The sequence below is a fragment of the Photobacterium pectinilyticum genome, from assembly GCF_024357955.1.
Lineage (GTDB): Bacteria > Pseudomonadota > Gammaproteobacteria > Enterobacterales > Vibrionaceae > Photobacterium > Photobacterium pectinilyticum.
Genome location: NZ_JANEYT010000011.1, coordinates 58,147 through 77,422 on the forward strand (window position 1 = coordinate 58,147; position 19,276 = coordinate 77,422).

Below are 19,276 nucleotides of genomic sequence, written 5' to 3' on the forward strand. Positions count from 1 at the left end.
AACCCGATTGGTTGATATGATGAATTGTAAAGATGAAGTTGTCTTTATATAAAGCTGTTAGCTGTACCCACAAAAGGATAGTACGATGATCAAAATTAGAGATTATGTTGAAGCCGATGCGCAGGCGCTATGGGATATACATTTCCATACTATTCGTAACATAAATATCCGTGACTATACTCAAGAACAAGTCGAAGCATGGGCTCCTGAGTGTTTGGATTTGTCTATCTGGAAAAAACGCCTGAAAGGCTTGACCCCATTTGTAGCGGAAATTGATGGTGTCGTTGTTGGCTACACAGATCTTCAAGCTGATGGTTTAATTGATCACTTCTTTTGCCATCACAAGTATCAAGGGCAGGGTGTTGGTAAGACATTAATGAATCACGTGTTTAATGTTGGTAAAGAACGAGGAATTTCTCTTTTTTATTCAGAAGTTAGCATTACAGCTAAACCATTTTATGAGTACTTTGGCTTTAAAGTAGTGCAGGCTCAAGAAATGGATGTTCGTGGACAAAGGCTAAACAACTTCGTAATGGAAAAATACAGCTTACAAAGAATTTAAGACGGATTCCCAACGCTTGGCACTTTTGGTTCAATTTGGGTTAAATGATTTACTAATCAATGCTTTGAGTGCATTTTCACCACTTGATACGGCGTTGGAAGCAAGAATGTATGAGCACTATAGAATATCTAAAGTTAGACGATGTAGATTTAACGGAGTTAATGTTTACATTAAACGAAGATTCACTGAGATCACATTTGATTGATCATCCATATTTCGATGAGAAGTCCATCCGTTCGTGGGTGGAGGGCAAAATCGATACGGATTCGATGACAGGCTGTAAAGTTCGTGCCGTTATAATCGATGGTGTTCTCTCGGGCTGGTGTGGAATTCAACCGGACGAGTGTGGCTTTGAAGTAGCCATTGTTATCTCAAAAAAATTTTGGGGTTCTGGCGTCTCAATCTTCAGAACTCTTTTACTCTGGGCCGGTCAACTTGGGCATAAAGAGGTTGTTTTTCACCTTTTAGATTCGCGGCGCGAATACAAGTCGCTTGCAAAAAAAGCAAATAGAGTTCGTAGTAGTCAGTTGTTGGGTCGTAGGTTTAATACTTACTATTTTCCAGTAGATTCGGTGGGGTAAATTGCTTCTAACAAGACGGTCAAACTGACGTCTATTCCATCGCTTGTTTATGTGTGGCGTTCGCTACGCTGCCACAACACAATCAACTACATAGCCGCAGCTTACCGCGGCGTTAGCTATTTCTCGTATATAAAGGAGTTTCAGTGGTAAAAGTTCTCGTTAGTTCGTGCTTGGTTGGAAATAAAGTTAGATACAATGCAAGTTGTTTATCAATCCCAGAGCCTGAGTTGCACTGGCTTAAATCAAACGTAGATCTAGTGGTCTTTTGCCCTGAGGTGTCGGCAGGTCTACCTACTCCGAGAGCTCCTGCTGAAATAATCACAGGGAAAGGCGTTGATGTGCTTGATGGTTTGGCGAACGTTGTTGGAAATGATGGCATTGATGTTACTACACCATTTGTAAGTGGGGCGGAGAACGCTTTGGAACTCTGCCAAAAACAGCAAATAAAGTATGCGGTACTCGCAGAGGGTAGCCCTTCTTGTGGTAGTTCAAAGATTTACGATGGTACATTCAACGGGATTAAAATCGATGGCTCAGGGGTAGCTACGGCATTGTTAGAGCGGAATGGTATTAAAGTCTACAGTCAGCATACGATAGCTAAACTCCAAAGTACGTTGGAAAAACAGAGCTAACAAGAAATTTAAGAGTGATTCACAACGCTTGGCGCCGTCACTTTTAAGTAAGTTTAGTGTTATATAGTGACCTGCCCCCAATAACTAATCCAGATTGGTATAACAAACGCTTCAAGTCGTGTTTTTACACGTATGCCGAACTTGCTGCGCTCAGAAGGTCAAAAAATACGTTAAAGTGCACTCTTAACACTACTTATGCCTAATCGGGGGACATGTTGCGCAGTTGACAGCTTTTCCGGTTCGAATGATCGCAAAAAGGCAGCCTTGTGGCTGCCTTTTGTCATTGCGGAGGTAGCAAATGGTTAGTCAATCAAACCGTACTGCTCGCGAAGTACTGAGACGATTTCAGCCTTCGGGTTTTCAGACAACTGGATTTTCTGGCCCGTGATTTTCTCGGCAATCTCGGTGTAGACCTTAGATAAATTCATCAGCGCATCTACCGGGAGTTCGTTGTCGCGGGCGAGGGCGAAACGCTCGTCCATACGATCTTTGTTTAGCATGATGTCTGGATCTGGGAAGTGGTTGAGCAACATCTGGCGGAAGCCTTCTTTCGAGTTCTCAACGATTTCACCGTTGCGGTATGCTTCACCATCCCAAATACGGGAAGAATCCGGTGTACCAACTTCATCCATGTAAATCAGCTTTTCTTTACCTTCGGCATCTGTCACGTAACCAAATTCAAATTTGGTATCGACGAAGATTTGATCCAGCGAGGCCAGCTCTTTGCTGATCACATCAAAACCTTCCTTGAGTAGTTGCTCATAGCGACTGATGTCATCGGTGCTGCGGAAGTTGAATGCTTCGAAATTGTTCATAAGATCAGAACGGGTGACGTTGACATCGTCGACTTCAGGCACGCCCGGAATACCGGTAAGAATGCCCTTGGTTGATGGTGTCATCAGTAGCTCAGGTAGTTTCTGATCCTTCTCTAGTCCTTTTGGCAGTTCGATACCACAGAAGTTGCGTTCGCCTTGGCTGTATGCACGCCACATAGAACCGGTAATGTACTGGCGGCAAATTGCCTCGACCATAACAGGTTTGGCTTTTTGTACAATCCACACAAACGGGTGGGGGATATCAAGGATGTGGCTGTCGGCCAGACCATTTTCGCGGAACAATTTGAACCAATGGTTAGAAATAGCATTAAGAGCCGCACCTTTCCCCGGTACACCTTTCAGGCCGCCTTCTGCGTGCCAGATGCAGTCAAATGCAGAAATGCGATCACTGATCACCATGATTGCCAGTGGCGCATCAGGTTGAACGTTGTAGCCTTTCTCTTTTATCAAGCGACGGCTATCTTCTTCGGTTAACCAGTAGACGGAACGAACTTTACCGCTATGAACGGGTTTATCAGTTCGGATTGGCAGGTCATCATTTACAGCGAGAACTTGATCAGCAAGGCTCATGGCGAATTCCTATTTCAAAAGTTAAACGAAGGTAAACCGTAGTGACATGACAAGAATAGTTGTTCATGCCAAGGTCTTAAGACCTATAATGGGGGCGATAATAACAGAACTCGGGTGGCCTTTCAGCTAGAAAAGCAAACGTTTGCGCAAATTTATTTTTCATTCTAAGAGTGAATTTTTGTGAAGCGATTTCAAGTGGTCATATTTTATTCAGGAGACAGGGCATAAGTATGGCAAAATCAGTCTCCATTTTTCGATGCAAGGCCCATCATGACCCGTTATACCAGTGAACAATCGGCATTTATTCATCATCAAAGCGGGAATGCCCTTTGTATTGCCGGTGCCGGGACGGGCAAGACCACCACCTTGGTGGGGTTAATCGAGCAGAAAATGGCGACAATACCGGCCCAAGAAATGCTGGTGTTGATGTTCAACCGCGATATTCGCACTGATTTTCAGACCAAATTGCGCGATAACGGCATCCAAGCGCAGGCACCGGTACATACCTTTCACAGTTTTTGCCTGAAGTTTCTTAACCAAACCGGTTTTATCCGCAATACCGGGTATCGGGTCAACTTTCAAAGCGGAGAAAGTGATAAGGCGCTGGTGAAGGCTATCTTAAGGGAGCTTTCTGGACTGGAAAAGACCTACCAGCGTCAGCAGATGATCAAAGATCCGAAAACCATTGAGTTACTGCTGAGTTTTATTGGTTTGGTCAAAGCCTACATGCTATCGCCGCATGAAGTTTTCAGGCTGGCTGAAATCAACCGTGACTACCTGTTTATTATTGACGCTTATGAGCAGTTTGAAACACTGAGAAAAAAACAGCGCTTGTTGTTTTTTGATGATTGGCTGGTGGAAACGGTCAAGCTGCTCGAAAGTGATGATGCGATTCGTGAACACTTTCATCAGCATTGCAAGCTGGTGGTGGTCGATGAGTTCCAGGATATTAATACTGCCCAGTACCGTTTGCTGAAACAATTGTTGGGGCCGCAAACCCAGTTGCTGGCGGTTGGCGATGTTGACCAGTGCATCTATAAATGGCGGGGCAGTGCGCCGCAGTTTATGCTCAACTTTGAACAGGATTTTGCCCCTGCGAAGACTTACACCCTGTCACAAACATTTCGCTTTGGTCATAGTCTCGCGTTGGCAGCAAGCCATTTGATTGCCAATAACAAAGAGCGCTTCAGTGAGTTTTTGACGGTTTCGGGAGAAGGCGTTTCTGATACTCAAGTCATAGAGTGCGGCTCTTCCCGACAGGTCGGTGAAATTGCCAATACAATAGGAAAGTTCCTAGCGGATGGTGGTCAGCCTTCCGACGTGGCAATTTTGGTACGACGCTGGTCGCAAACCTTGTTGTTTGAGCTGGCTTTTCTGAGTAAGCAACTGCCTTATCACATGCCTGTGCCTTCTGTGCTGGCCCATAGCCGAGAAGTAAAGTTACTGATGGAGTTGGCCACCTTAGTCACTCCACGCTTCACTGATCTCTCTGTGGCGCAAAAGTCTGGCTTGCTGTTTAGTCTGATGTGTTTTCCGCATTGTTACGTACCTAACAAATCATTGAAGCCTCTGTGCGAGCAATTGGCAGGCATGGAGCCTTCACAGTGGCTAACGTTCATAGGGCGTTATGAAAAGGCCAATGCGACACTCAAGCTGGATAATTTGATCGAGCGTGTAGAGTTGTTGCAAAGGTTCATGCGTAAGGGGAGCTTCAAAGCGTCACAAGTCTACAAGCAGTATCGTAGTGAAAGTGGATTGGATAGTTGGATCTGGAAGACAGAAGCAACCGCATCAGAAATTGAGGAAGCGGTTGAGCGGTTGGACAGTGTGGCAACCGTACTGGAAGCGATGGATCAGACCTGTGAAAAAGCGTTGCAGTACTTTGAGTATTACACTCAACAATCAGGTCAGAAAAGCGATAATACAAAGACACGTGCTTCAGAAAATGAAGAGCAAGATAGTATTCAGCTAACAACTATTTTTCGTGCCAAGGGGTGTGAATACCATCATGTTCACCTGCCTTTTTGGGACAAAGAGGCTTTTCCCTATGTTAATCGTGCGTCCGGTACTGTGGGCGCGGATCTGGAAGAAGAGCGTCGATTGGCCTATGTGGCATTGACCCGAGCAAAAGAAAAGGCCTTTGTCTATTACACCACACCAGATAAACCCACAGTGAAAACGACCAATGCCAGCCGTTTTGTATTGGAAGGAAAAATAAACATAGCACAGGATTTGGGATCAAAACTGTATCAGCAAGGTGAGTTGCCGTATTACTCAAGCCCTGTTGCTGAAGAATACTGCCGCCGTATGGGGCGTGAACAGGATGTTGTTGAGCCTCCGATAAAAAAAGTTAAAAATAAGCTTGTAGCGAAAGCGGTGAGTATTGATGGCAGTAAGAAAACCGCTACGGGGTCGGATGGTAGTGGTGATTACAGCTACAAATGGGCAATGCAGCAACCTTTACCGGATAACGCAGAGAAAGTGATCAGGGCGATGGTGAAAACCAAAAATGCCAAATATTTAGATGGTGAGATAAGCCGTATTGTCAGGGAGTTGCAATCGGTGTCCGAGACTAAGAAAAAAGTGTTGGTAAACCGCCTCATCGTTGCCGCCAATGCGAGAAGCATGGTTCGTCGATAAGGTAGTGGCTCGCAGGTGAAATTATTAATGCCTAATATAAACTAAGCCTCATCAGAGGCTTAGTTTATAAGACTTATACGCGGTTCAGTTTAGTAGTACTCGATGCCTTCGCCTGCTTTGACCAAGGTACCAGCTTCGTTGGTTAAGATCTTATCAAGCTCGAACAGAGATCCGATAGCGGCATTACCACGGCCGCTGTTGACGAACTGACACACAGCATCCACTTTGGGACTCATAGAGCCTGCTGGAAAGTTGAAGTGAGACAGGCCTTCAGGTGTAGCAACTTTCATCTCAGCTTGATCTTCTTTACCGTAATTACGGTAAATTGACCCGTCGGTTAAAATGACAAACAAGTCAGCATTGATGGTTTCAGCCAGCAGTTCAGCGGTTAGATCTTTGTCGATAACACACTCTACGCCTTCCATTCGTCCTTCTTCACGGCACACTGGCACGCCGCCACCACCGCAAGCGATAACCACATTACCGCTTGTTAGCAAGGTTTCAATTTGCTGTTGCTCGATAATGGCTTTCGGCATTGGCGATGGCACAACACGGCGGAAGTATTGGCCGTCGGCTTTGAATTGCTTGTTACTAACAGCCATGATCTCTTTGGCGCTTTCTTCGGTGTAAACCGGGCCGACAAACTTCGTTGGGTTTGCAAAAGCTGGATCATCTTTGCTGACTTCGGTCTGTGTAACTAGCGTCGCGACAGATAAGTTGGCATCGATATTACGTAGCTCTTGCTGAAGCATGTAACCTACCATGCCGCAGGTTTGAGAGCCTAGAACATCCATAGGGTAAGGGGTCGTTTCTGGGGAATACTCTTGATAAGCGCTGTTTTGTTCCATTAGTAGGCCAACCTGAGGGCCGTTACCATGTACGATGACGACTTCATTATCGGTGGCAATAGCAGCAATGCTGGCTGCTGCTTTTTGAATATTGATTCTCTGATTTTCTGCTGTTAGGGCTTGGCCACGAGCCAATAGAGCATTACCGCCGAGTGCTAGAACTATGCGCATGATCGTATCTCCATTAAATATTCTTTGTTTTATTTTTTGTGGTTTACTTTGGTTAAAGCATGAAAATAGGTTAAGAGAATTATGTATTTCTAACTGTGATAATTATCCGGTTTTATTGTTATCTTTATTAGATAAATTTTTATGGTTGTAAGCTTATTATGATTATTTATCCAATAATTAAAATGTACTTCATATTTATATTGCTATATGCGGTATAGGTTTTGATAAAAATAGAATAAATTTTCCGTGAAATAATTGTCAAAAATTGCTATCAACCTCACATGTCAAATGCTGGCTTAAAAGCGAAAGTGAGTTTCTGTCTATGGTGTACGTGTATATTTTGTTTCAAACTTGTAATCAGCTGGGGGTGGTTTTTATTACCCTTTCTTTAGATTTCATCAAAGCACTGTTGGATGTGACGTAATCATGGAAGACGTCGATTTTTTCTCTTTTAGTTCTTTCCCTATTTATTTCGAGTTAATGCTGAATCAAGCCTGAGACGATATTGTTGAAATATGTGCCACTCTACGCCTACATAGTGAAATGTGGATCACAGATATTTAATTGAAGAGACGTGGTTTGAAGGTGTTTTGGTACAATCCGGTTTTGAAAAATGTCAGGGAGTTTTCACATGGAATTTTTACGCGGCTCATCTTCACCTCCCCATCCTGACCCCTTGAACTTAGCGCTACTTACTACGGCTGAATTAGCGATGCTAGGTATTACGCCATCGTTACCAAAACAAGATTGGCAGTTAGCGATTAAACCTTTGTCTCAGTTAACAAAAGAGGTTAATTGCTTAGATGATGATTATCATCAGGTACAGGCTGTGATTGAAGAAAATCAGATGACAGCCTCATTAAATAATCAACAGCATAATCGCCAGTCTGATGACGTGAGCGATGTTGCCTTGGAAGTTTATGCCCAAGGTGAAATTGTTGCAGTGGCAACATTTAGCCGATGTTTGGAAGACTATAAAAATCCACGTAAATCGACCGAGTTGTTCTATGAACTGACCTTGCATAGTATTTATGTGAAAAAGGCGTTTCGGGAACTAGGGCTTGCGACTTGCTTGTGCGAGTTAATTATCAATATTGCCCGAACGGATTGTGATGACTTGTTCCGAAAGTTGGCACAGCGATCTATTCAATTGAAACTCTGGTTCTCTGCGTTGGCAATCACTCAAGGTGGTGAAGCGATTTGCGATTTACTCAGTGAGTCGTTTGTAGAAATGGCCGATGATGTCATTGACGACTTGATCGAAGAGGGGGTCCCTGTCCGCTATCAGGAACCCATGATCTTTGTTGATTGCCTGGCTTAAAGCCTTTCACCTATCAATGCATTGCTAGGGGAAGACAATATGACAGCAATTCAAGCTTAGCAGTGTGCTAATTATGGCGACTCAATCGTCGTTTGGCATTGGATCGAGAAACCAAATTATCAAACAACGGGGCAAACAGGTTGGCAAACAAAATGGCTAACATGATGCCTTCTGGGTAGGCGGGGTTTACAACTCGGATAAACACCGTCATGACACCGATGAGGATCCCGTATGCCCATTTACCATTGTTGGTAAATGCTGCCGAAACGGGGTCGGTGGCCATGAAAAACATCCCGAATGCGAAGCCACCCAATACCAGATGCCACCAGAACGGCATGTCAAACATGGGGTTGGTATCAGAGCCAACAAGATTGAGTAGTGTTGCGGTGACTATCATCCCCACCATAACCCCGGTGACGATGCGCCAAGAAGCAATCCCCATCAGCATGATCATCAAGCCACCAAGTAGTAGGAACAGAGTAGAAACCTCACCAATGGAGCCTGGAATATTGCCGACAAACGCATCCATCCAAGTGATCGCTTCCCCTGTTGCATTGTGCACCATTGCGGTTGAACCACTCTCGGCCCATTGGCTCAATGCGGTTGCTCCGGTGTAACCATCTGCTGCGGTCCAGACCATCCCCCCGGAGATCTCAGCCGGATACGCAAAATACAAGAATGCTCGACCAGCTAGTGCAGGGTTAAGAAAGTTTCGGCCTGTGCCGCCGAACACTTCCTTGGCGACAACTATCCCGAACGTGATCCCCAGTGCGGCCTGCCACAAGGGTAACGTTGGTGGCAAGATGAGAGCGAATAAGATGGAAGAGACAAAGAAGCCCTCGTTGATTTCATGCTTTCGCACGATGGCAAACAAGACTTCCCAGAAGCCACCAACAATGAACACAATGATATAGAGTGGTAAAAAGTAGAATGCCCCAAGAAGCATATTACTGGCCCAACCGGCAGAATCGGCAAGACTGCCACCGAGAGCAAGTGTCGCGGAGTACTGCCAATTCTCACTGATCAGTTGCTGGATCTCTTGCTGAGTATATAAGCTGTTGAGGGCAATAACAGTTTGTTGCCCCACATTGTACATCCCCCAGAACATGGCAGGAAAAACAGCCAGCCAGACCATAATCATGATCCGCTTGAGGTCGATACTGTCTTTGACATGGGTAGATCGTTGGGTCACTTGTCCCGGTGTGTAAAGCAAGGTTGCGAATGCTTCATAGAGCGGGAACCACTTTTGGTATTTGCCTCCTGGCTCAAAGACGTGTTCAAGTTTCTCTAGTGTCGATTTTAGACTCATTGTTTAGCCCTCACGAATAGCTGGCAAGGTGGATGCCAGCATAACTACTGCTACGGGCTGAGTGGCAAATTCGATTAGCAATGATCTAACTATAACGCACCTTACGTGCTGAGCAAGATGAACCATACTGTTAAGCAACGCGTAAAACAAAAGGCATTATTTTCATTATTTCCGTAGCCCTGCTTATTCGGTAACAAGCTTTCAGAATAGGTACTAAGGAGAATCCATGAATGAACTCGCGGTCGATCTCGCTAGATTTCAGTTTGCGTTCACAGTCTCGTTCCATATTATTTTTCCTGCTTTTACTATCGGACTCGCCAGTTACCTTGCTGTATTAGAAGGGTTGTACCTCAAGACCGGTAAACACAAATATATCGAGCTGTATCAATACTGGATAAAAATTTTTGCTATCAGTTTCGGGATGGGGGTTGTTAGCGGTATCGTCATGAGCTACCAATTTGGCACCAATTGGAGTGTCTTTTCCGATAAAACCGGCCCAATTCTTGGGCCACTCATGGGTTATGAGGTTTTCACTGCATTTTTCCTGGAAGCGGGTTTCTTGGGTGTCATGTTGTTCGGTATGAACCGGGTCGGCAAGAAACTGCATTTTATGGCGACAGTGATTGTGGCTATCGGAACCTTGATGTCGGCGTTTTGGATCCTTTCTGTCAACAGTTGGATGCAGACACCTGCCGGATATTCAATGAATGAACTTGGGCAGTTCATTCCCGAAGATTGGTGGGCGGTGGTGTTTAATCCGTCGTTCCCATACCGGCTTGTACACATGGTTCTTGCTGCTTTCTTGACGACGGCTTTTGTGGTCGGCGGTGTAGGCGCATACCATCTACTGCGTTCGCAGAATAATCATTTAGCGAGAACCATGTTTTCCATGGCGTTATGGATGGCGGCAATCGTCACACCGATCCAGATTGTGGTGGGTGATTTGCACGGTTTGAATACGTTAGAACATCAGCCGGCAAAAGTGGCGGCAATGGAAGGGCATTTTGAAACCCAGCAAGGCGCGCCATTGATTTTGTTTGGATTACCTAACGAAGAAACGAAAGAAGTTGATTACAAGGTTGCTATCCCACATTTGGGTAGCCTGATATTAACCCATGAATGGAATGGTGAAGTGAAAGGGTTGGATGCTTTTCCAGACGATGAGCACCCACCAGTTTCTATTGTGTTCTGGAGCTTTAGGATCATGGTTGGCTTAGGCTTTATGATGTTGGCGATAGGGCTTTACAGCTTGTGGCTACGCAAAAAAGGAGAGCTCTATTACCATACCTTGTTCCATCGTTGTTGTGTCGCGATGGCACCAACAGGGTTTATTGCCTTGCTGTGTGGTTGGATAACCACTGAGGTGGGGCGGCAGCCTTATACAGTTTATGGTCTGCTAAGAACAGCTGATTCTATTTCTCCTGTGAATGCGGCGGCGGTTAGTGTTTCTGTCGCTGCGTTTGTGGTGGTTTACTTCTCGGTATTTGGCGCCGGTATTTTTTACTTACTTCGCTTAATGCGCAAACCTCCGACCAAGTATGTTCTACCGCCTACAGCGAGCCTTCCTGATGTTGGGGATGAAGACAACGAGAAGCAATCATTGGCTGCTTCTAACAAATTGAATATGTGAGGGTTCGGTTATGGATTACGCATTAATTTGGTACATCCTCATTGCATTTGCTGTATTTGCTTATGTCATCCTTGATGGTTTCGATTTAGGTATCGGTATTCTGTTTATCTCTGCAGAGTCCACCAAAGAGCGGGATTTGATGATGAACAGCATCGCCCCGGTTTGGGATGGCAATGAGACTTGGCTTGTCCTTGGCGGTGGTGGTCTTTTTGCGGTATTTCCTTTGGCTTATGCGGTAGCAATGCCAGCTTTGTATGCGCCGCTCATCATGATGTTGCTCGGTTTGATTTTCAGAGGTGTCGCCTTTGAATACCGTTTTAGAACCAAGCGCGGTCAGTTCTTGTGGGACAGTTCGTTTTTCCTCGGCTCGCTGATTGCGACATTTACCCAGGGAATGATCCTCGGTACGTTGCTTCAAGGGGTTGAAGTTACAGGCCGTGCATATAGCGGTGGCTGGTTCGACTGGTTTACACCGTTCAGTGTGTATTGTGGTTTTGTCACCATTGCGGCATATACCTTGTTGGGCGCATGCTGGTTGCTGATAAAGATGCCAGAAGGCATGTATCAGCGATTTTATGTGATTGCCAAGCGGTGTGCGCTGATCATGGTCGTGATGGTTGGGATCCTCAGTTTATGGCTACCATTGGGCAACGAAGTTATAGCTGACCGGTGGTTTAGTTTCCCTCAAGCACTGCTATTTTTATTGATACCAGGCTGTTCAGCCTTTCTGGTTTATTTATTATTTAAAGACTTAATGGAGCATAAGCCCGTGCAGGCTTACTTGGTGGTGCTTGGTTTGTTCTTCTTGGCATTCCTAGGGTTTGGAGTCAGTACTTATCCATACATTGTTCCTCATGCCATAACATATGCTGATGCCGCAGCGCCAGATACCAGTTTGAAATTCTTGCTCAGTGGCGCAGTGTTCTTGTTGCCATTGATCATTGCTTACACGGCTTATTCATACTGGGTATTCAGAGGCAAGCTGAAAGAAGATGAGGGGTACCACTAATGATCAATCCGTGCTTCAAAAGATGGTTGTGGTTTGTGGTGCTTTACCTTGGTGGCATCTTGGCTGTTAGTTTGCTTGCTGCTGCAATTAAGTGGGCATTAGGTTAGAGAGCGTTCTCCGAAAGCCGCCAAGCTGGCGGCTTTCTTATTCTCTTAAGCGGTTCACTGCACTTAGCTATGCCTATCTAACTCGTTAGACGTTGCACTTGTTACTGGCATTGGTGGTGGAGAAAAAACGTTACCTAAATGTTTCTCAACCACATCTTCGGGATCAACCATTTGGGATTGGTCGTCTTTTTGCGGTGCTATTGCGTCGCGTTCATCTAACCGTTGTTTATGGTCTCTCCCTAGCATGAGCAGGCATGGGGTGAGTATCAATGTCAATAGAGTGGCAAAGGCAAGGCCCCCAGAGACAGCCGTTGCTAACTGTGACCACCACTGAGTGCTAGGAGCACCAAACTCGACTAATCGGTTAATTAAGTCAATGTTCATTTCAAGCACCATAGGCAACAGGCCTAAAATAGTGGTAATTGTGGTTAGCATAACAGGGCGTAAACGTTGTGTGCCAGTGTGCATGATGGCGGTGATTTTATCCAATCCGCTATGACGCAACTGGTTATAAGTATCAATCAGTACGATATTGTTGTTGACCACAATTCCCGCTAATGAAATGACTCCGATACCTGACATAATGATGCCAAAGGGGCGTTGGAAAATAAGTAGCCCAAGGAAGACACCAACAGTGGAAAACAAGACTGCGCTAAGTATCAGCAGTGCTTGATAGAAGCTATTGAACTGGGTAACCAATATCAGTCCCATCACTGCAAGTGCGACCAAAAAGGCATTTTGTAGGAAGGCAGAAGACTTCTCTTGATCTTCATTCTGACCTCTAACGATAACCTGTGTTCCCTTGGCGAGGGGCATTTCTGCGATAGCCGAGTTAATGACGGGCAATTGTAAGCTTAAGTTGTAACCCGTTGCCATATCGGCCATAACTTCAATGACTCGCTTGCCATCAAGGCGGTTGATGGTGCCTTGTTTCGGAGAGGGAGTAATACTGGCAAAGTTGGTAATTGGAACCATACCATACCGTGTTTTGACCCTCAGTTCATCAAAGCGGCCAATATCACGCTTGTCTACTGGGTATCGAACAAGAATATCGACTTCTTCATCGGTGTCATCGGGCAGGAAGTCACCGATTTTGAGTCCGTTTGTGACAAACTGAACAGTATTACCCACCAAGGTTGCGTCCCCGCCAAAGCGGGCGGCGTCATCACGGTTGATATTGATTTCCCAGTCTATCCCCTCTTTATCCGCAGAATCAGAGATATTGGTGAAAGCTTGGTGCGACTCAAGCCAGTAACGGACTTGGCGAACAGCATCATTCATGTCGTCGGTATTGTTACCGGACACTTCAATGATGACATCATGCTCGCTAGGCGGACCGGCTTGCGGAAATTTAAACTCGAGCTCTATACCGGCAATATCGGCTGTTTTTTCCCGCATTTCAGCAATGATGTCTTTGATGGGGCGGCGGTCTTGCCAATCCATCGGGTTGAGCTGGATTTGGCCGATTTCATTGCTGCCTCCCGTTCGGGTATAGACACTTTTAATCCCCTCGGTACCCATAATTCGCTGCTCTATTTGGCTCATTAGCACATCTTTTTCATAGATAGACAAGTCACCATGGGAGCGAGCTTTGATGGTAAAGTGGGGTGGATCAACCTCAGGAAAGAAGACGACACCTAACCCGGCCTTGCTGTAGGCAACACCAACAGCAATGGCAAAAAGACAGGCGGCAATTAGTATTTTAATTGGGTGTTTAATGGCAATGGCCAAGCTCGAAAGGTAAAGCTTGGTGAGCCCTTTTGCTTGGCTAAAGTCGCCTTTTTCTAGGGCGATTTTCCGTTGTTGTTCAGCCTTTGTGGTGTACTGCGGTTTACCGACAACGCTCCCCAAAACCGGTACGAAGAGTAGTGCCATCAATAATGATGCCGATAAGGTCGCAATTAAAGTCAGTGGTAAGTAACGCATGAACTCCCCGGTAGTATCTGGCCAAAATAGCAATGGCGCAAAAGCGGCGAGGGTAGTTGCTGTCGAGGCGGTAATTGGCCAGGCCATGCGCTTGGCGGCTTCTCGGTAAGCTTGCCTGCGTCCGGTTCCCTCCTGCATTTTTCGGTCAGCATATTCGGTGACGACAATGGCACCGTCTACCAGCATGCCGACAGCCATAATAAGCGCAAAGAGGACTATCATGTTAACTGTGATGCCGCTAACGGCCAGCATTAATAAACCGGTAAGGAAAGCGCCGGGAATAGACACACCGACTAAGAAGGCGGTACGAGTCCCTAAAATGGCCAAAATCACAATGACAACCAAGATAATGGCCGACATAATGTTGTTCTGAAGATCGTTGAGCATGGTGTTGACATCTTCAGATTGGTCGAGGGTATACTCCACCAACAGGTTATCCGGCCACTCATCCCTTTTCTTTGCTTCCTCGACAACCGCCTTGACGACGCTGACGGTCTCGATGATATTTTCGCCAGCGCGTTTTTTGACATCAAGCACGACGGCAGTATCACCATTGAGGCGAGCAAAGCTGTCAGGATCACGATAAGCACGGCGTATTGTGGCGACATCGCTGAAGGTCACGACTTTGTTGCCATCCACCTTTATCGGCAGTTCAAGAATATCTTTCAACGAATCGAATACTGAAGGAACCTTGACCGAAAATCGACCATATCCGGTATCGACAAACCCTGCTGCTACCACGCGGTTATTACGGGCAACCAAGTTAAAGACATCTTCTTGGTCAAGGCCGTAGCTCTCCATCAATAGCGGCTCGACAATCACTTCAACAACATCTTCCCGATCCCCGGCGATATCCACCTCAAGGACTTGCTTGAAACTTTCCAACTTGTCTTGCAGTTCACGTGCAATCTGAATCGTGGTCCGCTCTGGTACGGTGCCGTAGAGTACCAGTGATAGCACGGGTTCATAGCTGGCTAGAGTCACTTCATTAACCGTCGGCTCGTCGGCATCGTCGGGCAGTCTGGTTTTAGCGAGATCAACCGCCTCGCGAACATCAGTCAGGGCAACATTGATATCTGAGCCCACAATAAACTCAAGGGTTACTGAGGCATGGCCTTCAGAGGCGATGGCGCTCATTTCCTTGACCCCTTCGATAGAGCGTAGCTCTTTTTCCAGTGGCCTCACTAACAGGCGTTCTGCATCAACAGGACTAATCCCCTGATGGCCGACAGAGACGTAAATAACTGGAATCGTGATATCCGGGTTGGACTCTTTAGGAATGATTCGGTATGTGATGACTCCTGCCAATAAGATCAGAACGAGCAAGGTGAGTATGGTGCGTGAGCGATTTATCGCTGCGTCAATAATGGCAAACATTATTCACTCCCGCCAAGGTCAACTGAATTGTGTCGAACAGGTATGACAGTATCGCCATCCCTGACAAATCCTTGGCCTGTAGTGATGACTTCTACGGTATTCTCAGTACCGCCAAGCCAGACACCATCAGGCTCAACTTTGACGATTGAAATAGGCACGAAATGTACTTTATCGTCAGCAGCTAAGGTTTTGATCCCAAGGTTACCAGCTTCATCCAGCGCCAGCATGGAAGGTGTAATTTTGATTGCAGACTCGGTCGCTAAAATCAATTCGAGGTTGGCACTGGAACCTGCCGTCAGTGTCATCTCTGGATTACTGATCTCTACCTCGATAGGGTAGGTATTGGTTGACTCGCTGGCAACTGCACCGCGAAAACTGAGGGTACCTGTTGCGGCAAAACCGGTAACCAGTTTGACTTCAGCCTGCTGGCTTTTGTAGATTTTATCGATGTGACGCTCGCTGACATCGGCGCTGATTACCAGCGGGTCTAAATCAACAATTGAAATGATGGGATCACCAACACCTAAGTAGTCGCCTTTTTCAATATAGAGCAGCTCAATGACGCCATCGAAAGGAGCATAGATTTCGGTATTGGCCAATGCAAGTTCCAAGCTTCTGACTTGTGCTTTGGCTTCAATCAGGTTGGCTTCGGCCTGACTAAAGGCCACCTCGCCCTGCAGGCCACGCTTTTTCAGTGATTTTGACGCATTGAATTCCTGATTTCTGACTTTAAGAATGGCATTAGCACGAGCAAGTTGAAGCTCTCGGTCTGCCTTATCGAGTTGGATCAGGGGTTGACCGGTTTTAACACGTTGTCCTTTACGTATTAATAAATTATCAACTTTGCCGGCAACTTCTGCACCTAGGGTGGCCTTGCGGTTAGGGGCAGTACGCCCGTATAGCGAAAGAGTACGAGTGACAGGCTGCACCGTAAACTGTTCGGTGACCACCTTGGCCAATGGCGGTGGAGTGGATGCATTGTCTTTTGCTGCTTGGGATTCAGGTGTTTCATCGGGATGGAGCTGGTGGCCACTGAACAACCAAAGGCTTAGTCCGAACAAAATCAATGCGGAGATTATCCAAGGTTTACGCCGAAAAAGTGCCTTGATTGATGTCATCTGTTACCGTCCCTAGTAATCAAATTATTAGTATACATTGTTAAAAATGGGTAACCAAAAGCGCTTTAACAACAGTCAATTGCATACTAACAATAAACGGCTCGAATGTTAATTTGAAGAATTTGAACTGAGTCGCTTAATAAAAATAGTACGTCGGTCGCTTACAAAAAAAGTGATTTATCAAAAGCGGTCTCTCTATGAAGGAACAAATCACGATATCGGTTTCCTCGATCCACGGGTCAAAACATTTTCAACTGAGTAATATGGCTCAACGTAACCTGCGTTGGTTGGCCATTACTGTTGTGACGATTACTGTGACGACGGTTGGTTGGATGATGTATTTAAAATCTGAAGCCGATGATGCGAAATATAAACAAATGGAATTGGAAGCCCGGTCATCATCGTTGACTGAAGAGCTTGATCAACTGAACACGCTAAAATTTGACCTCGAAGCGGATTTGGATGCTCGTGAAAATCGGTTGAGTGGGGTTTCGGATAGGCTTCGCGAACTCGAAACCTTGTTAGGTGTTGATGTGACTGTTGAAGCCAAAGAAATTGAACAGCGTTTGGATGTTGCAGCCATCAATTCAGCCGTCCGGGTTACCATTCTCGAGGGGTTACCTAATGGGTCCCCGGTGGGAAATGTGAGGCAGTCCTCTCAATATGGTTATCGGACTCACCCTATCACGGGTCGAAGAACGCTGCACCGCGGGTTGGATTTTGCGGTTAATACCGGCACGCCGATTTATGCACCGGCTGACGGGGTAGTCGAAACAATACGTCCGAGTAATGAAGGTTCAGGTAACTTCCTTCGCCTTCAGCATACTTTTGGCTTTTCGTCGTCTTATTCCCATTTACACAAATTTGCTGTGAAGTCCGGTGAATTCGTTAATAAAGGTGATCTTATTGCGTACTCCGGTAATTCAGGTTTGTCATCTGGGCCGCATTTGCATTACGAAATACGCTTCGTTGGACGGGCATTGAACCCTCGGCCGTTCGTCGATTGGAGCTTGGATAACTTTGAACATATTTTTGAAAAAGAGAGAAATATTCAATGGGCATCTTTAATAAAGAAAGTGGAGCAGCAGGTCAGCAAACAATTACAACTGTCATCGCAGCGGGATGTGACATCCAAGGCGAACTCAAACTAAGTTGTGATATGCAGGTTGACGGGATAATTGATGGCACAATGAAGCTGGAAAAAAGCCTGGTTGTCAGCCGCACTGGCCGAATCAAAGGAGAGGTGTGGGCTGATAAGATTATCGTTAATGGTCAGGTAGAAGGTATCTGCCATGCTAATTCCATCGAGATTTTGGATAAAGGTGTCGTATCAGGCAGCATTTACTGTGATAACTTGAGTATTGATCGCGGTGGTAAGTTCTTTGGTACGACATTCCCGGCAGAAACCCAGCATGTCGTCGAGTTTACCCCGAAAGCGAAGACCGATGACAAAAAGGAAAAACCGGTAACTGAGCAAAAATTGAAAAAGGCACAGTAGCAAGCAAACCACTGTCCATGAGAAGCTTTAATCCAGTTATTTCAATGAGGCCGTGAAGGGAACTTCACAGCTTCTTTATTATCGCTCATATGTCTGTTCAAGATACCCCACAATGTCTTTCGACTCGAACATGGCCTTATTGGTGTTGGGATCCATCAAGAAGGGGACCTGTACGTTGCCGTATAGCTTAAAGAATTCATCCCGTTTGGTATTAGGAAGGGGATGATAAGGTTTTAGGCTCCATCGCATGTTGGCCGGCCCCATGTCGGAGATCTGCTGCTTGCCAATATTAATCAAAATATAAGTTAGTTCCAGTACGCAGAGTTTTTCACGAACTAGTCTTGCGAATGGACTTGATTCAAAACTATATAAAATTAGTGGAAGCTCAGGTTGATAAGAGGGGCGAGCGTTAACCCCTGACCTCAATCGTACTGTTGTCGCCATGGTCGAACTCAGTTGGTTGGTCACTTTTCCCAGTAAAGACGTCGACACGCTTACGTTGCCGTAGTAGCGGTTTAAATAGGTGAGTATTGATTGCGCTCCATACATCGCTTTTGATTGGTTGTTATCGACAAAAAGAGGAAGGCGAATATCACCGTATTCGGATTGTAGTGACGCTAAATTTTTACCGCCCTTTGGGCAGGGTACAATGAGAATATCTAAGTTTAGCTGGGTTAGTGCTTCGCGTACCTGTCGGCATTCGGCATCATTCTCTTGGTCAAACAGCATCAGTGTTTGCTCTGGCTGCTCGGTTTTCTTATCTGCAACTGTCCCGTGCCAACATCGGTAAGTAGAAGCAAGGAGTGAACTTGTAACATTTAAAAGATGATTCATTTACCTACAATCCCTGTAGAAGAAGGGCATAATTCCCATCTGCCATTTTAAGCATTAAAATCGATTATAGTCAGTGACTAATATTGCATATTTAATGCAATTAAGGCATTGAAATACTGGAAGGGTAGATAAGTCTAACGCAAAAAAGCCTGCTCAATGAGCAGGCTTTTGCTTCTTACGAAAAGAAAGTGGTGGGCGATACCGGGCTCGAACCAGTGACCCCCTCCTTGTAAGGGAGGTGCTCTCCCAACTGAGCTAATCACCCGAATAAACGCTTGGGATCCTCAAATGAGGTAGTGCGTTTACT

General features: G+C 45.7%; 15 protein-coding genes and 1 tRNA gene. 9 read left to right on the plus strand and 7 right to left on the minus strand.

What is annotated here, in order from left to right:
- The first annotated feature begins 85 nt into the window (after nt 1-85).
- From NHN17_RS07055 to NHN17_RS07065, 3 genes are all read left to right on the plus strand, one after another.
- Nucleotides 86-562, plus strand: a complete 477-nt coding sequence (locus NHN17_RS07055) for a GNAT family N-acetyltransferase (protein WP_255041494.1) — start codon at nt 86-88, stop codon at nt 560-562.
- Between the two features lie 110 nt (nt 563-672).
- Complete coding sequence (locus tag NHN17_RS07060; protein WP_255041495.1) at nt 673-1,143, plus strand: hypothetical protein; 471 nt, start codon at nt 673-675, stop codon at nt 1,141-1,143.
- Nucleotides 1,144-1,286: 143 nt separating this feature from the next.
- Nucleotides 1,287-1,775 carry a 2-thiouracil desulfurase family protein gene (locus NHN17_RS07065; protein WP_255041496.1) on the plus strand — a complete coding sequence of 163 codons (489 nt, stop codon included), beginning with the start codon at nt 1,287-1,289 and terminating at the stop codon, nt 1,773-1,775.
- 302 nt (nt 1,776-2,077) lie between these two features.
- Here NHN17_RS07065 and NHN17_RS07070 read toward each other — a convergent pair whose 3' ends face one another.
- Nucleotides 2,078-3,181, minus strand: coding sequence for a phosphoribosylaminoimidazolesuccinocarboxamide synthase (locus tag NHN17_RS07070; RefSeq protein WP_255041498.1), 1,104 nt, complete (start codon nt 3,179-3,181; stop codon nt 2,078-2,080).
- A 270-nt stretch (nt 3,182-3,451) separates the two neighbouring features.
- Here NHN17_RS07070 and NHN17_RS07075 point away from each other — a divergent pair, with 270 nt between their 5' ends.
- Nucleotides 3,452-5,821, plus strand: a complete 2,370-nt coding sequence (locus tag NHN17_RS07075; protein WP_255041500.1) for an ATP-dependent helicase — start codon at nt 3,452-3,454, stop codon at nt 5,819-5,821.
- Between the two features lie 89 nt (nt 5,822-5,910).
- Here NHN17_RS07075 and NHN17_RS07080 read toward each other — a convergent pair whose 3' ends face one another.
- Nucleotides 5,911-6,840: a carbamate kinase gene (locus tag NHN17_RS07080; RefSeq protein WP_255041502.1), complete on the minus strand. Its 930-nt coding sequence runs from the start codon at nt 6,838-6,840 to the stop codon at nt 5,911-5,913.
- A 631-nt stretch (nt 6,841-7,471) separates the two neighbouring features.
- Here NHN17_RS07080 and NHN17_RS07085 point away from each other — a divergent pair.
- Complete coding sequence (locus NHN17_RS07085; RefSeq protein WP_255041504.1) at nt 7,472-8,161, plus strand: GNAT family N-acetyltransferase; 690 nt, start codon at nt 7,472-7,474, stop codon at nt 8,159-8,161.
- Between the two features lie 67 nt (nt 8,162-8,228).
- Here the strand turns inward: NHN17_RS07085 and NHN17_RS07090 are convergent, their stop codons facing one another.
- Nucleotides 8,229-9,470: an NADH:ubiquinone reductase (Na(+)-transporting) subunit B gene (locus tag NHN17_RS07090; RefSeq protein WP_255041505.1), complete on the minus strand. Its 1,242-nt coding sequence runs from the start codon at nt 9,468-9,470 to the stop codon at nt 8,229-8,231.
- Between the two features lie 226 nt (nt 9,471-9,696).
- Here NHN17_RS07090 and NHN17_RS07095 point away from each other — a divergent pair, with 226 nt between their 5' ends.
- Both NHN17_RS07095 and cydB read left to right on the plus strand, forming a co-directional pair.
- The gene (locus NHN17_RS07095) at nt 9,697-11,100 is read left to right on the plus strand and encodes a cytochrome ubiquinol oxidase subunit I (RefSeq protein ID WP_255041507.1); all 1,404 of its coding nucleotides are present in this window, start codon (nt 9,697-9,699) and stop codon (nt 11,098-11,100) included.
- A gap of 10 nt (nt 11,101-11,110) precedes the next feature.
- Complete coding sequence (cydB, locus tag NHN17_RS07100) at nt 11,111-12,109, plus strand: cytochrome d ubiquinol oxidase subunit II (protein ID WP_255041508.1); 999 nt, start codon at nt 11,111-11,113, stop codon at nt 12,107-12,109.
- A 170-nt stretch (nt 12,110-12,279) separates the two neighbouring features.
- On the opposite strand, the gene NHN17_RS07105 is transcribed toward cydB, so the two are convergent.
- Both NHN17_RS07105 and NHN17_RS07110 read right to left on the minus strand, forming a co-directional pair.
- A complete protein-coding gene (locus tag NHN17_RS07105; RefSeq protein WP_255041510.1) occupies nt 12,280-15,519 on the minus strand; it encodes an efflux RND transporter permease subunit in 3,240 nt (1,079 codons plus the stop codon).
- The gene (locus NHN17_RS07110) at nt 15,519-16,637 is read right to left on the minus strand and encodes an efflux RND transporter periplasmic adaptor subunit (RefSeq protein WP_255041512.1); all 1,119 of its coding nucleotides are present in this window, start codon (nt 16,635-16,637) and stop codon (nt 15,519-15,521) included. Before NHN17_RS07110 ends, NHN17_RS07105 begins: the two co-directional genes overlap by 1 nt.
- A 197-nt stretch (nt 16,638-16,834) precedes the next feature.
- Between NHN17_RS07110 and NHN17_RS07115 the strand changes: the two genes are divergently transcribed.
- Entirely contained in the window at nt 16,835-17,788 is a 954-nt protein-coding gene (locus NHN17_RS07115; RefSeq protein WP_255041513.1) for a M23 family metallopeptidase, read from the plus strand.
- An 8-nt stretch (nt 17,789-17,796) separates the two neighbouring features.
- On the plus strand, nt 17,797-18,135 hold the full coding sequence (locus tag NHN17_RS07120) for a bactofilin family protein (protein WP_255041514.1): 339 nt from the start codon (nt 17,797-17,799) through the stop codon (nt 18,133-18,135).
- A gap of 78 nt (nt 18,136-18,213) precedes the next feature.
- On the opposite strand, the gene NHN17_RS07125 is transcribed toward NHN17_RS07120, so the two are convergent.
- The gene (locus tag NHN17_RS07125; RefSeq protein WP_255041515.1) at nt 18,214-18,969 is read right to left on the minus strand and encodes a glutathione S-transferase N-terminal domain-containing protein; all 756 of its coding nucleotides are present in this window, start codon (nt 18,967-18,969) and stop codon (nt 18,214-18,216) included.
- A gap of 189 nt (nt 18,970-19,158) precedes the next feature.
- Nucleotides 19,159-19,234 (minus strand) — tRNA-Val (locus NHN17_RS07130).
- Nucleotides 19,235-19,276: the final 42 nt, after the last annotated feature.

Excerpts from the sequence above, each read along its gene's own strand:
- NHN17_RS07055 (WP_255041494.1), top strand. The coding sequence starts at position 86 with ATGATCAAAATTAGAGATTATGTTGAAGCCGATGCGCAGGCGCTATGG.
- NHN17_RS07110 (WP_255041512.1), bottom strand. The coding sequence starts at position 16,637 with ATGACATCAATCAAGGCACTTTTTCGGCGTAAACCTTGGATAATCTCC.
- NHN17_RS07090 (WP_255041505.1), bottom strand. The coding sequence starts at position 9,470 with ATGAGTCTAAAATCGACACTAGAGAAACTTGAACACGTCTTTGAGCCA.
- NHN17_RS07070 (WP_255041498.1), bottom strand. The coding sequence starts at position 3,181 with ATGAGCCTTGCTGATCAAGTTCTCGCTGTAAATGATGACCTGCCAATC.
- NHN17_RS07095 (WP_255041507.1), top strand. The coding sequence starts at position 9,697 with ATGAATGAACTCGCGGTCGATCTCGCTAGATTTCAGTTTGCGTTCACA.
- NHN17_RS07120 (WP_255041514.1), top strand. The coding sequence starts at position 17,797 with ATGCAGGTTGACGGGATAATTGATGGCACAATGAAGCTGGAAAAAAGC.
- NHN17_RS07075 (WP_255041500.1), top strand. The coding sequence starts at position 3,452 with ATGACCCGTTATACCAGTGAACAATCGGCATTTATTCATCATCAAAGC.
- NHN17_RS07115 (WP_255041513.1), top strand. The coding sequence starts at position 16,835 with ATGAAGGAACAAATCACGATATCGGTTTCCTCGATCCACGGGTCAAAA.
- NHN17_RS07080 (WP_255041502.1), bottom strand. The coding sequence starts at position 6,840 with ATGCGCATAGTTCTAGCACTCGGCGGTAATGCTCTATTGGCTCGTGGC.
- NHN17_RS07125 (WP_255041515.1), bottom strand. The coding sequence starts at position 18,969 with ATGAATCATCTTTTAAATGTTACAAGTTCACTCCTTGCTTCTACTTAC.
- NHN17_RS07105 (WP_255041510.1), bottom strand. The coding sequence starts at position 15,519 with ATGTTTGCCATTATTGACGCAGCGATAAATCGCTCACGCACCATACTC.
- NHN17_RS07085 (WP_255041504.1), top strand. The coding sequence starts at position 7,472 with ATGGAATTTTTACGCGGCTCATCTTCACCTCCCCATCCTGACCCCTTG.
- cydB (WP_255041508.1), top strand. The coding sequence starts at position 11,111 with ATGGATTACGCATTAATTTGGTACATCCTCATTGCATTTGCTGTATTT.
- NHN17_RS07060 (WP_255041495.1), top strand. The coding sequence starts at position 673 with ATGAGCACTATAGAATATCTAAAGTTAGACGATGTAGATTTAACGGAG.